We start from the raw sequence: 13,021 nt of genomic DNA, 5'->3' as shown, positions 1-13,021 counted from the left end.
TCATCCGGGCGTTACGCATCGTTTCTGCGCCGCCAGATACGCCAGGTCACCAGCAGCGACCAGACAAAAGCGCCGATGGCGGCCAGATCGGCCAGAAAGGCCCATTTCCCCGCCCAGCCATAGTGACCGCCCAGCCATTGTATTGCCAGCCACGCGACCATCGCCACGGCGATGACCACCGCGGCCTGCCGCATCTGTCCCGCATCCTGGTCCCGCGATCCGGCCATCAATAGACGTTTCCTTCCTCGACCCGGCGCGAAAACTCGGTCTGCCCGCCATCGGCCAGAACGCGCGCCTGACCGACCCAGTCATCGCTGCGGATCCGGCCGCCCATCCGGCCGATCAGCTCGGCATGGCGGTCGATCTCTTCCTCGTCCCAGGCGGCGATCTGGGCAAAGCGGGTGATCCCGTTCTCGTGCAGCAATTCCTCAAGCTTCGGGCCGACGCCCTTGATCTCTTTCAGATCGTCGCCCGTGTCGGACTTGCCGTCGGGCCTTGCCGCCGCCGCATTGTCCCGCTGCTGCCCGCCATCTGCGGAACCGGCCTGCGCGGCGGCAGGCTCTGCGCCCCCGCCGGAAGCCTGCGCCTGTCCCGACCCATAGATGTCGTTGCGGTCCGACCCCGCCCGCTGGCCGTCGCCGGACGGGGACTGCGCATCGCCCGACGGCGCGACAGGTTGCGCGCCCTCGCCCTCGGCCGCGCCCAGAAAGCCCTGTGCAGCTTCCGAGGCGACGCCGCGCGGGCGCAGCTCGCGATCCTGTTCGGGCGTGGTGCGATGCGGTTCGGGATGCCATTCGGCACTGTCCATGGCCCTGACGCCGCTGCACAGAAGCCAGGACAGGAACACGCCGAACAGCCCGGTCGCGACCAGACCCAGAAACAGCCCCTCGAACCAGCGCAGCGGCCCGATCCAGGCGGTGAAGATCCAGACCACAAGCCCCAGCACGGCGGCGGCGATCCAACAGTTTCTGGTGCAGGTCGCTGTCTGCATGTCGTCCATCCTCGTTCAGGCGCCGGACGGGCCGGCGCTGGCATCACTCCTCATCGTCGCCGCGGTCGCGCGTCTCGGCATCGCGATCGCGCGTCTCGGCATCGCCGTCTTCGCCGGCCTCTTCCGGGACATCCGTCGCCTCGGCCCGCACGCCGGCGGGTTCGCGCGGCGAACGCGGCCTGGCCGGCGAATCCGCCTGCGCCTCCTGCTCGGTCACGCCGGTCTTGTCGGGCGGTGCGCCATTGGCGGGGCGCGGCTCGACCTCGGGGACGGTGTCCTCGCCGGTCTGGTCGTCGGCCGAGGCTTCGGGGCGGTCGCGATCCAGCCATTTGGTCAGGATCGGAACCTCGCTGCCGTCGATGCGCCGGATCGTGTCGTTCAATTCGCGCGCCAGCGCGACGCTGGCATTGGCATCGCTGCCCTCGCAATCGGTCAGGCTGGTCAGACCGTCCGCCGGTTCCGACGCGAAGCGCCCGTTCTGCGGCCCCGGCAGCGGAACCTGCCCGTCCGAGAACGCGTCGATCAGCGCCTCAAGCCGTTCGGCGGTCAGATCCTCATAGTAATCCTTGCCGATCTGGATCATCGGCGCGTTGGCGCAGGCGCCCAGGCATTCCACCTCTTCCCAGCTGAACTTGCCGTCTTCCGACAGCGTGTGCGGCGTCGGCGCGATCCTGCGCTTGCAGACGTCGATCAGATCCTCGGCCCCGCAGATCATGCAGCTGGTCGTGCCGCAGATCATGATATTGGCCACCGACCCGACCGGCTGAAGCTGGAACATGTAATAGAATGTCGCCACCTCCAGCGCCCGGACATGCGGCATGTCCAGAAGATCGGCGCAGTATTCCAGCGCCGGACGCGACAGCCAGCCTTCCTGTTCCTGCGCCCGCCACAGGATCGGGATGATCGCCGATTGCTGGCGGCCTTCGGGATATTTGGTCATCTGCGCCCGCGCCCATTCCAGGTTCTCGGGCGTGAATTCGAAACTGTCGGGCTGGATGGGGGAAAGACGGCGCAGCATCAGCGGTCAACCTCTCCGAACACGATATCCATCGTGCCGATAATTGCGGAAACATCGGCCAGCATGTGGCCCTTGGCCATCCAGTCGATGGATTGCAGATGCAGGAAACCCGGCGCGCGCAGCTTGGCGCGATAGGGTTTGTTGGTCCCGTCGCTGACCAGATACACGCCGAACTCGCCCTTGGGGGCCTCGACGGCGGCATAGACCTCGCCCGCGGGGACCCGGAAGCCTTCTGTATACAGCTTGAAATGGTGGATCAGGCTTTCCATGTCGCGCTTCATCTCGCTGCGCCGGGGCGGGCCCAGCTTGCCGCGCGCCAGCACGTCGCCCTGCCCGTCCGGGGCGCGCAGCTTGTCGATGGCCTGCCGCATGATGTGAACCGACTGCACCATCTCCTCCATGCGGCACAGATAGCGGTCATAGCAGTCGCCGTTCTTGCCCACCGGGATCTGGAACTCGAACTCGTCATAGCCTTCATAGGGCTGGCTGCGCCGCAGATCCCAGGCCATGCCCGACCCGCGCACCATCACCCCGGAATAGCCCCAGTCCAGCGCGTCCTGTTCGGACACCACGCCGATATCGACGTTGCGCTGCTTGAAGATGCGGTTTTCGGTCAGCAGTTCATGCAGATCGTCCACGACCTTCAGGAACGGATCGCACCACGCCTCGATATCGTCCAGCAGTTCGGGCGGCAGGTCCTGATGAACGCCGCCGGGGCGGAAATAGGCGGCGTGCAGCCGCGCCCCGCAGGCGCGTTCATAGAACACCATCAGCTTCTCGCGTTCCTCGAACCCCCACAGCGGCGGGGTCAGCGCGCCTACATCCATGGCCTGCGTGGTCACGTTCAGCAGATGGCTGAGGATGCGCCCGATTTCGGAATACAGCACCCGGATCAGGCTGCCCCGGCGCGGCACCCGGGTGCCGGTCAGACGCTCGATCGCCAGGCACCACGCATGTTCCTGGTTCATCGGCGCGACGTAATCCAGCCGGTCCAGATAGGGCAGGTTCTGCAGATAGGTGCGGCTTTCCATCAGCTTCTCGGTGCCGCGATGCAGCAGCCCGATATGGGGATCGCAGCGCTCGACCACCTCGCCGTCCAGTTCCAGCACCAGCCGCAGCACGCCATGCGCCGCCGGGTGCTGGGGGCCGAAATTGATGTTGAAATTGCGGATGCGCTGTTCGCCGGTCAGCGTGTCGGCGGTGCCGTCATCATAGACATTGTTGCGGATATCGCCGTCCATCATTTCGCCCCCTCTTTCTCGTCGCCCGGCAGCACGTATTTCGCACCTTCCCAGGGCGAGAGGAAATCGAACTGGCGGTATTCCTGGGTCAGGTTCACCGGCTCATAGACCACGCGCTTCTCGGATTCGTCATAGCGGACCTCGACATAGCCGGTGGTCGGGAAATCCTTGCGCAGCGGATGGCCGCGAAAGCCGTAATCGGTCAGGATGCGCCGCAGGTCGGGATGGCCCGAGAACAGGATGCCGAACATGTCGAAAATCTCGCGCTCGAACCAGTTGGCGGCGGGGTGGATCTTGATCAGCGACGGCACGATCTCGTCCTCGCGGACGCTGACCTTCACGCGGATGCGCTGGTTCTGGTACATCGACAGGAAATGCCAGACCAGATCGAAACGCTGCGCGCGTTCGGGGTAATCGACGGCGGTGATATCGACCAGCGTCGAAAAGCGGCACGAATTGTCGGTGCGCAGAAACTCGACCAGGTCCAGAAGACCGCTGGTGGTGGACATCACCGTCAGCTCGTCCAGCCGGATCATCGTGTCCAGCACCGCGTCCGAGCGGCGCATCCTGACATGTTCGGCCAGCTGTTCCAGCGCGTCGAGATCGGGATAGACGGCCATGACTTACCTCACCAGCGTGCCGGTGCGCCGGATGCGGCGCTGAAGTTGCAGGATGCCGTACAGCAGCGCCTCGGCGGTGGGCGGGCAGCCGGGCACATAGATGTCGATCGGCACGATCCGGTCGCAGCCGCGCACGACCGAATAGCTGTAATGGTAATACCCGCCGCCATTGGCGCAGCTGCCCATGGAGATGACATAGCGCGGCTCGGGCATCTGGTCATAGACCTTGCGCAGCGCCGGCGCCATCTTGTTGGTCAGCGTGCCGGCGACGATCATCAGGTCCGACTGGCGCGGGCTGGCGCGCGGCGCAGTGCCGAAACGCTCGATATCATAGCGCGGCATCGAGGTCTGCATCATCTCGACCGCGCAGCAGGCCAGTCCGAACGTCATCCAGTGCAGGCTGCCGTTGCGCGCCCAGTTGATGATGTCCTCGGTCGTGGTCAGCAGGAACCCCTTGTCCTGCAATTCCGCGTTCAGGGATGCGGCCGCCACGTCGCGATCCGCCCCGGCGGTGTTCGCCCCGGTCATCACGCCCATTCCAGCGCCCCCTTCTTCCATTCATAGGCAAAGCCGACCGTCAGCACCGCAAGGAAGACCATCATCGACCAGAACGCCGCCTCGCTCAGCGCGGCGAAACTGGTCGCCCAGGGAAACAGGAAGGCGATTTCCAGATCGAAGATGATGAACAGGATCGACACCAGATAGAAGCGCACGTCGAATTTCATCCGCGCGTCGTCAAAGGCGTTGAAGCCGCATTCATACGCGCTGACCTTTTCGGGATCGGGATTGCGGATCGCGATCACCAGCGCGGCCAGCATCAGCACCAGCGCCAATGCGCCGGCCATCGCCGCGAAGACCAGAATGGGCAGATATTCCTGCAGCAGAATTTCCACGGGCAAGATCCCCTTGTGAGTCGCGGGGACGATCGGCTGCCCCGCGACGGGTTGGCTAGGGCCGGTTTAGACCTCGCGGCCAGCGGGGTCAACGGCGGCAGGGTCGCACCCCGCCGCGGCGGGCCGGGTTTTTCACGCGCCCGTGGCACCCGCGCCGCGGCCTGTTTCCCGCCGATCGCGCCGGCCACACGCACCGGCCACACGCGCCGCTCACTCGAACTCGACCAGCAGGTCCTTGGCGTCGATCTGCTGGCCGGCGGTGACGTGGACGGTCTGGATCTTGCCGTCGCGGTCGGCGTGGATGCCGGTCTCCATCTTCATCGCCTCGATGGTCAGCAGCAGATCGCCCTGACGCACCGCCTGCCCGGCCGCCACGCCGACCGAGGCCACGACCCCCGGCATCGGCGCGCCCACATGCGCGTCGTTGCCCGGATCGGCCTTGGGATTGACCGCCGCGCTGCCCGCGACGCGGCGATTGGGCACGCGGATGCTGCGCGGCTGGCCGTTCAGCTCGAAAAACACCTTGATATTGCCCTGCTCGTCCGTCTCGCCCAGGGTCAGCAGCCGGATCTCCATGGTCTTGCCCGGCGCGATCTCGACCGAGATTTCCTGTTCCGGCTCCATCCCGTAGAAGAAGTTACGAGTCGGCAGGGTGCGGACCGGGCCGTAAAGCCGGTGCCGGCCCATATAGTCCAGAAACACCTTGGGATACATCAGATAGCCGTTCAGATCCTCGTCGTCGATCTGCTTGCCCTCAAGCTCCTGCGACAGCCGGGCGCGCGTCGCCTCAAGATCGACATCGTCCAGATGCGCGCCGGGGCGGTCGGTGATCGGCGTCTCGCCCTTCAGCACCTTGGCCTGCAACCCGGCCGGCCAGCCGCCGGGGGGCTGGCCCAGATTGCCGCGCATCATGTCCACGACCGAATCGGGAAACGACATGTCCTTGTCGGGGTCCAGCACATCGGCCGGGGTCAGGTTCTGCGACACCATCATCAGCGCCATGTCGCCCACCACCTTGGAACTGGGCGTTACCTTGACGATATCGCCGAACATCCGGTTCACGTCGGCGTAAGCCTGCGCCACCTCGTGCCAGCGATCCTCCAGCCCCATCGAGCGGGCCTGCGATTTCAGGTTGGTGAACTGCCCGCCCGGCATCTCGTGCAGATAGACCTCGGAGGCGGGCGATTGCAGGCCCGATTCGAAGGCCGCGTAATTCTCGCGCACGCGCTCCCAGTAATTGCTGATGGCGCGGATCGCGCCGATATCCAGCCCGGTGTCGCGGTCGGTGCCGGCCAGCGCCGCGACCACGCTGCCCATCGTCGGCTGGCTGGTGTTGCCCGACAGCGCGTCCATCGCGCAATCGACCGCATCCACGCCCGCGGCGGCCGCGGCCAGGATCGTTGCCCCGCCCATGCCGCTGGTGTCGTGGGTGTGGAAATGGATGGGCAGCCCGACCTCGTCCTTCAGCGCCCGGATCAGGATCGTGGCCGCGGCGGGCTTCAGCAGCCCAGCCATGTCCTTCAGCCCCAGCACGTGCGCGCCCGCCGCCTTCAATTCCTGCGCGGTCTTCACGTAATAGCGCAGATCGTATTTGGCCCGGTCCGGGTCCAGCATGTCGCCGGTATAGCAGACCGTGCCCTCGCAGATCCTGCCCGATTCGATCACCGCATCCATCGCCACGCGCATGTTCCGGACCCAGTTCAGGCTGTCGAAGACGCGGAACAGATCGACCCCCGATTCGGCCGCCTGCGCCACGAAGAACCGCACGACATTGTCGGGATAGTTGGTGTATCCGACGCCGTTGCTGGCCCGCAGCAGCATCTGCGTCATCAGGTTGGGCATCTTCGCGCGGATGTCGCGCAGACGCTGCCACGGACATTCCTGCAAGAACCGATAGGCCACGTCGAAGGTCGCGCCGCCCCAGCATTCCACCGAAAACAGCTGCGGCAGGTTGGCGGCATAGCTGGGCGCGACCCGGATCATGTCGATCGACCGCATCCGCGTGGCCAGCAGCGACTGATGCGCGTCGCGCATGGTGGTGTCGGTGATCAGCAGCCGTTGCTGGTCCTGCATCCAGTCCGCCACCGCCTGCGCGCCCTTGTCCTCAAGCAGTTGCCGCGTGCCGGGCGCGGGATCGGCCTGCGGCGCCGGCGGCTCGGGCGGGCGGGCCTGCGCCGGCGGCAGCGCGCGCCCGGCGGTCTCGGGATGCCCGTTCACGCTGATATCGGCCAGATAGTTCAGCAGCCGCGTCGCCCGGTCGCGGCGCTTGCGAAAGGTGAACAGGTCCGGCGTCGTGTCGATGAACTTGGTCGTATAGGAATTGTCCAGAAACGTCGGATGCTTCAGCAGGTTGATGACGAAATCGATATTCGTGCTGACGCCGCGCACCCGGAACTCGCGCAGCGCGCGATCCATCCGCCGGATCGCCTGGTCGGGCGTCTGCGCCCAGGCCGTGACCTTCACCAGCAGCGAATCGTAATACCGCGTGATGACCCCGCCGGCATAGGCGGTGCCGCCATCCAGCCGGATGCCCATGCCCGTCGCGCTGCGATAGGCGGTGATGCGACCGTAATCGGGGATGAAATTGTTCTGCGGGTCCTCGGTCGTGACCCGGCATTGCAGCGCGTGGCCCGACAGGTCGATATCGTCCTGCGACGGCGCGCCCGTCGCCTCGGCCAGCGTCGACCCTTCCGCGATCCTGATCTGGGCCTGCACGATGTCGATGCCGGTGACTTCCTCGGTCACGGTATGTTCGACCTGCACGCGCGGGTTCACCTCGATGAAATAGAATTGCTGGCTGTCCATATCCATCAGGAACTCGACCGTGCCGGCGTTCTGGTATCCGACCGCCTGCCCGATCTTCAGCGCCAGCGCGCAGACCTCGGCCCGCTGTTCGTCGGTCAGATAGGGCGCGGGGGCGCGTTCCACGACCTTCTGGTTGCGGCGCTGCACGGTGCAGTCGCGCTCATACAGGTGGTAAAGCCCGCCATGCGTGTCGCCCAGCAACTGCACCTCGACATGGCGGGCGCGCAGGATCATCTTTTCCAGATACCCCTCGCCATTGCCGAAGGCGGCTTCGGCCTCGCGCCGCCCCTCGCGCACCTTTTCCTCCAGCTCGGCCTCGCTGTCGACCGGGCGCATGCCGCGCCCGCCCCCGCCCCAGGACGCCTTCAGCATCAGGGGATAACCGATCTCGGCGGCTTCCTTCCTGATCGCGTCGAAATCCTCGCCCAAGACCTCGGTCGCGGGGATGACCGGCACGCCGGCCCGGATCGCGACCCGCCGGGCGCTGGCCTTGTCGCCGAGCGAGCGCATGGTCTCGGCCTTCGGGCCGATGAAGGTGATCCCGGCCGCATCGCAGGCATCGACGAAATCGGGGTTCTCGGACAGCAGGCCATAGCCCGGATGGATCGCGTCCGCACCGCTTTCGCGGGCGACGCGGATGATCTCGGGGATCGACAGATAGGCCGCGACCGGCCCCAGCCCCGCACCGATGCGATAGGCCTCGTCGGCCTTGAACCGGTGCAGGCCCAGCTTGTCTTCCTCGGCATAGACGGCGACGGTTCGCTTGCCCAGCTCGTTGGCCGCACGCATCACCCGGATCGCGATCTCGCCGCGATTGGCCACAAGGATCTTCTGAAACATCGCCGTCCCCCGTTCTTCGCCGCGCATCCTACCCGCGCCGCACCGCAGCGCAAGCATCCGCCCGCCCGATGCGGCCTATCTGCCGACAGAACACCGCTTTGCGCGGGCTTGCATCATCGTTCTACATATGTTCCCATCGCTCGGTTGCTTTTTCATGCTGCCGCACTATGTGATGCGCCTGACCGGTCAAAGGCACGCCCAATGGAACAGAAGTTCATCGAAGTGCGCGGCGCGCGCGAGCACAATCTGAAAAGCGTGGACATGGACATTCCGCGCGACCGGCTTGTTGTCATCACCGGCCTGTCGGGCAGCGGCAAATCCTCGCTGGCCTTCGACACCATCTACGCCGAGGGGCAGCGCCGCTATGTCGAAAGCCTGTCGGCCTATGCGCGGCAGTTTCTGGACATGATGGGCAAGCCCGATGTCGATCACATCAGCGGCCTGTCCCCCGCGATCAGCATCGAACAGAAGACGACGTCCAAGAACCCGCGCTCGACCGTCGGCACCGTCACCGAAATCTACGACTATCTGCGGCTGCTGTTCGCCCGCGCCGGCACCCCCTATTCCCCCGCCACCGGCCTGCCGATCGAGGCGCAGCAGGTGCAGGACATGGTCGACCGGATCATGGCGATGCCGGATGGCACCCGCGCCTATCTGCTGGCGCCCATCGTGCGCGACCGCAAGGGCGAATACCGCAAGGAATTTCTGGAATTGCGCAAGCAGGGTTTCCAGCGCGTCAAGGTCAACGGCGAATTCCACGATCTGGACGACCCGCCGACGCTGGACAAGAAGTTCCGCCAGAACATCGACGTCGTCGTGGACCGCATCGTCGTGCGCGAGGGGCTGGAAACCCGGCTGGCCGACAGTTTGCGCACCGCGCTGGATCTGGCCGACGGCATCGCCGTGCTGGAAACCGCCCCGGCCGAGGGCGAGGGCGAGCCCGAACGCATCACCTTCAGCGAGAATTTCGCCTGCCCGGTCAGCGGCTTCACCATCCCCGAGATCGAGCCGCGCCTGTTCTCGTTCAACGCGCCCTTCGGCGCCTGCCCGGTCTGCGACGGGCTGGGGGTCGAGCTGTTCTTCGACGAACGGCTGGTCGTGCCCGACGCCGCCCTGTCGGTGGACAAGGGCGCGATCATGCCCTGGGCCAAGTCGAAATCGGCCTATCTGACGCAGACGATCAACGCGCTGGCCCGGCATTACGGCTTCGACAAGAAAACGCCGTGGAAGGATCTGCCGGACGCGGTGCAGCGCATGTTCCTGCACGGGTCGGGCGACGAACAGATCAAGTTCCGCTTCGACGACGCCGGCCGCGTGTATGAGGTCAGCCGCGTGTTCGAGGGGGTGATCCCCAACATGCAGCGCCGCCTGCGCGAATCCGACAGCCAGTGGGTCCGCGAGGAATTCGAGCGGTATCAGAACAACCGCCCCTGCGGCGCCTGCAACGGCTATCGCCTGAAACCCGAGGCGCTGGCGGTCAAGATCGCCGGCCGCCATATCGGGCAGGTGGTCCAGCTGTCGATCCACGAGGCGCTGGTCTGGGTGCAGGACGCGCCCGATCACCTGTCGAAACAGAAGAACGAGATCGCGGCCGCCATTCTCAAGGAAATCCGCGAACGGCTTGGCTTTCTGGTCAATGTCGGGCTGAACTATCTGACCCTGTCGCGCGCGGCGGGCACCCTGTCGGGCGGCGAATCGCAGCGCATCCGTCTGGCCAGCCAGATCGGCAGCGGCCTGACCGGCGTTCTGTATGTGCTGGACGAACCCTCCATCGGGCTGCATCAGCGCGACAACGACCGGTTGCTGCGCACGCTGATGAACCTGCGCGATCAGGGCAATTCGGTGATCGTGGTCGAACATGACGAGGACGCGATCCGCCACGCCGACTATGTCTTCGACATGGGGCCGGGCGCGGGCGTGCATGGCGGCAGCGTCGTCAGCCAGGGCACGCCCGACCAGATCGCCGCCGACCCCGCCAGCCTGACCGGCCAATACCTGTCCGGCGCGCGCCAGATTGCGGTGCCGACCGACCGCCGCAAGGGCAACGGCAAGACGCTGACCGTGGTGGGCGCCACCGGCAACAACCTCAAGGACGTAACCGCCGGGTTTCCGCTTGGCAAGTTCATCTGCGTCACCGGCGTCTCGGGCGGCGGCAAATCGACCCTGACCATCGAGACGCTGTTCAAGACCGCGTCGCTGCGCCTGAACGGCGCGCGCCAGACCCCCGCCCCCTGCGAGACGATCAAGGGGCTGGAACATCTGGACAAGGTCATCGACATCGACCAGCGCCCCATCGGCCGCACGCCGCGGTCGAACCCCGCCACCTATACCGGCGCCTTCACCCCCATCCGCGACTGGTTCGCAGGCCTGCCCGAATCGAAGGCCCGCGGCTACAAGCCCGGCCGCTTCAGCTTCAACGTCAAGGGCGGAAGGTGCGAGGCGTGCCAGGGCGACGGCGTCATCAAGATCGAGATGCATTTCCTGCCCGACGTCTATGTCGAATGCGAGACCTGCAAGGGCAAACGCTACAACCGCGAGACGCTGGAAATCAGGTTCAAGGGCAAATCCATCGCCGACGTGCTGGACATGACGGTCGAGGATGCGCAGCAATTCTTCGCCGCCGTCCCTGCCATCCGCGAAAAGATGGACGCGCTGATGCAGGTCGGGCTTGGCTATATCAAGGTCGGCCAGCAGGCCACGACGCTGTCGGGGGGCGAGGCGCAGCGGGTCAAGCTGTCCAAGGAACTGTCGCGCCGGTCCACCGGACGCACGCTCTATATCCTCGACGAACCCACCACCGGCCTGCATTTCGAGGATGTGCGCAAGCTGCTCGAGGTGCTGCATCACCTGGTTGACGAAGGCAACACCGTCATCGTCATCGAACACAATCTGGACGTCATCAAGACCGCCGACTGGATCATCGACATCGGCCCCGAAGGCGGCGATGGCGGCGGCCGGATCGCCGCTACCGGCACCCCCGAACAGGTCGCCGAGATCGAGGACAGCCATACCGGCCGCTACCTCGTGCCGATGCTGGACACCGCGCGCGTCCGGGCCGCCGAATGAGGCGGCGATGACCCCGATCCTGTGGCAGCGGATCGAGGGCGCAGGCATCTTCGCCGCCGCCGTCGTGCTGGCCGGGATCACCCAGTCGGGTTGGCCGCTATGGGTCTGGCCCGTGGCGCTGCTGGCACCGGATCTGGCGATGCTGGCTTATCTGGCCGGCCCGCGCATCGGTGCCGCGATCTATAACGCCGCGCATCTCTATGCCAACGGGCTGATCCTTGCCCTTCTGGGGCTGATGGCGGGCCGCCCCGACCTGATCGCCGCCGGCGGCATCTGGCTGGCCCATGTCGGCATCGACCGCGCGCTTGGCTTTGGCCTGAAACAGCCGACCGGGTTTGCCCAGACCCATCTGGGCCGCATCGGCCCGCGCTAGGACCTCAGTCAAACTCCCCAATCTGTTCTTCCCCGCCCTGCCCCGCGACAATGCGATGGATCAGGCAATCGCCATCGGCGCGCACATCCGGCCGGCGCAGATGCGGTTCCCTCCAGCTCTGCGTCTCGAACGCTGCGCACAGGCGCAGATTTTCCGCGTCCACCACCTCGATCCGATAGGGGCGGTCGGTGAACGGGTCCGTCGCGCGCGGCGCATCGGGACAGGCGGGCGTCGCCCTCAGATCGGCCGTGACCGTCCCCGTCGCGGCGGCGCGACAGCCTGCCTGCGCCATCAGCGCGTTCAGGTCGGCGATGCGCACCTCGTCGCGCCGTTCCGCCCGGCCCTGCATCGGCCCGCCGGTCTGCGTCAGCGCGACACCGATCAGGACCACGGCCAGCACCGCGATGGCCCAGACCGGCCAGCCCTGCCGCCGCCTAGCCATCCAGATCGGTCCGGTAATAGGCCAGCACCAGCCCGGCCACCACCGCGACCAGCACCGCCCGGGCCAGGAAACGCAGGGTCAGACCGCCCGACAGCAGCGCATAGATCGACGTGACCAGATCCCCCATCAGCGTCAGCAGCGCGATCAGCAGCGTCACCGCCGCAAACAGCCGCCGCAGCGCCGATTCGCGCCCGCCCGCGCCGCGCGGCACGGTGCGGACCGTCCGCCGGTCCAGATACAGAAACAGCGGCAGAAACCCCAGCAGCGCCGCCATCGGCCACCGCATCGACCCGCGATCGCGGGGATAGAGATCGGTCGGATCGGGAATCGCCACGTCGATCAGCGCAAAGCCCAGCTGCACCAGATTCCACGCCACCATCGCCAGCGCCGCAAACATCAGCCCGAAAAACACCGCCTCGCGGGCCGACACGTAAGGCTGCGGGCGGGGAACAGGCGGCATCCCCGCGGGCTTGGCCCAGCCCGCCTGCGCGGCCTGGATCTCGGCGGCGCTCCAGCCCGCCTCGGCCAGCGCGCGCGCAATGGCGTCGCGGTCGTGACCCTGCTCCAGCGCCAGTCGCACGAAATCGCGCATGTGATCGGATGATGCCACCTTGCCCCTCGCGGTCCCGACATTCGGCCAGACGCTGTGCCGGCGGGCGCGCTCTGTCAATGCCGCAAAGAATCTGGCGCAAAGCCAAAATTACCCCTTGCACGCCCCGGCCCGGTCCCATA

12 protein-coding genes are annotated in these 13,021 nt (G+C 66.3%); 2 read left to right on the top strand and 10 right to left on the bottom strand.

Annotated elements, in window-relative coordinates:
* Positions 1-11: 11 nt before the first annotated feature.
* The 8 genes from JHW45_RS04185 to JHW45_RS04150 all read right to left on the bottom strand — a co-directional run bounded on the left by JHW45_RS04185 (position 12) and on the right by JHW45_RS04150 (position 8,408).
* Positions 12-227 (bottom strand): DUF5337 family protein, encoded by a 216-nt coding sequence (locus JHW45_RS04185; RefSeq protein WP_272859697.1) that lies wholly within the window; start codon positions 225-227, stop codon positions 12-14.
* Positions 227-991, bottom strand: coding sequence for a hypothetical protein (locus JHW45_RS04180; protein ID WP_272859696.1), 765 nt, complete (start codon positions 989-991; stop codon positions 227-229). Before JHW45_RS04180 ends, JHW45_RS04185 begins: the two co-directional genes overlap by 1 nt.
* Before the next feature lie 43 nt (positions 992-1,034).
* Entirely contained in the window at positions 1,035-2,009 is a 975-nt protein-coding gene (gene nuoE, locus JHW45_RS04175; RefSeq protein WP_272859695.1) for an NADH-quinone oxidoreductase subunit NuoE, read from the bottom strand.
* Positions 2,009-3,253: an NADH-quinone oxidoreductase subunit D gene (locus tag JHW45_RS04170; RefSeq protein ID WP_272859694.1), complete on the bottom strand. Its 1,245-nt coding sequence runs from the start codon at positions 3,251-3,253 to the stop codon at positions 2,009-2,011. The genes nuoE and JHW45_RS04170 overlap by 1 nt, the downstream gene beginning before the upstream one ends.
* Positions 3,250-3,870 carry an NADH-quinone oxidoreductase subunit C gene (locus tag JHW45_RS04165; RefSeq protein ID WP_272859693.1) on the bottom strand — a complete coding sequence of 207 codons (621 nt, stop codon included), beginning with the start codon at positions 3,868-3,870 and terminating at the stop codon, positions 3,250-3,252. Before JHW45_RS04165 ends, JHW45_RS04170 begins: the two co-directional genes overlap by 4 nt.
* Positions 3,871-3,873: 3 nt before the next feature.
* Positions 3,874-4,407, bottom strand: a complete 534-nt coding sequence (locus tag JHW45_RS04160) for a NuoB/complex I 20 kDa subunit family protein (RefSeq protein ID WP_272859692.1) — start codon at positions 4,405-4,407, stop codon at positions 3,874-3,876.
* Complete coding sequence (locus JHW45_RS04155; RefSeq protein ID WP_272859691.1) at positions 4,398-4,763, bottom strand: NADH-quinone oxidoreductase subunit A; 366 nt, start codon at positions 4,761-4,763, stop codon at positions 4,398-4,400. Before JHW45_RS04155 ends, JHW45_RS04160 begins: the two co-directional genes overlap by 10 nt.
* A gap of 210 nt (positions 4,764-4,973) precedes the next feature.
* On the bottom strand, positions 4,974-8,408 hold the full coding sequence (locus JHW45_RS04150; RefSeq protein ID WP_272859690.1) for a pyruvate carboxylase: 3,435 nt from the start codon (positions 8,406-8,408) through the stop codon (positions 4,974-4,976).
* 201 nt (positions 8,409-8,609) lie between these two features.
* Here JHW45_RS04150 and uvrA point away from each other — a divergent pair, with 201 nt between their 5' ends.
* Complete coding sequence (gene uvrA / locus JHW45_RS04145) at positions 8,610-11,474, top strand: excinuclease ABC subunit UvrA (RefSeq protein WP_272859689.1); 2,865 nt, start codon at positions 8,610-8,612, stop codon at positions 11,472-11,474.
* Positions 11,475-11,481: 7 nt separating this feature from the next.
* Positions 11,482-11,847: a DUF4260 domain-containing protein gene (locus tag JHW45_RS04140; protein ID WP_272859688.1), complete on the top strand. Its 366-nt coding sequence runs from the start codon at positions 11,482-11,484 to the stop codon at positions 11,845-11,847.
* 4 nt (positions 11,848-11,851) lie between these two features.
* On the opposite strand, the gene JHW45_RS04135 is transcribed toward JHW45_RS04140, so the two are convergent.
* Together JHW45_RS04135 and JHW45_RS04130 are read right to left on the bottom strand one after the other, a co-directional pair.
* Positions 11,852-12,289 (bottom strand): hypothetical protein, encoded by a 438-nt coding sequence (locus JHW45_RS04135; protein WP_272859687.1) that lies wholly within the window; start codon positions 12,287-12,289, stop codon positions 11,852-11,854.
* The gene (locus JHW45_RS04130) at positions 12,282-12,899 is read right to left on the bottom strand and encodes a DUF5671 domain-containing protein (protein WP_272859686.1); all 618 of its coding nucleotides are present in this window, start codon (positions 12,897-12,899) and stop codon (positions 12,282-12,284) included. The genes JHW45_RS04135 and JHW45_RS04130 overlap by 8 nt, the downstream gene beginning before the upstream one ends.
* Between the last annotated feature and the right edge of the window lie 122 nt (positions 12,900-13,021).

It is taken from the genome of Paracoccus stylophorae (assembly GCF_028553765.1).
Classification (GTDB): Bacteria; Pseudomonadota; Alphaproteobacteria; order Rhodobacterales; family Rhodobacteraceae; genus Paracoccus; species Paracoccus stylophorae.
Note: the sequence above shows the minus strand (reverse complement) of the source record. Positions and strands in the feature narration are given on the sequence as shown.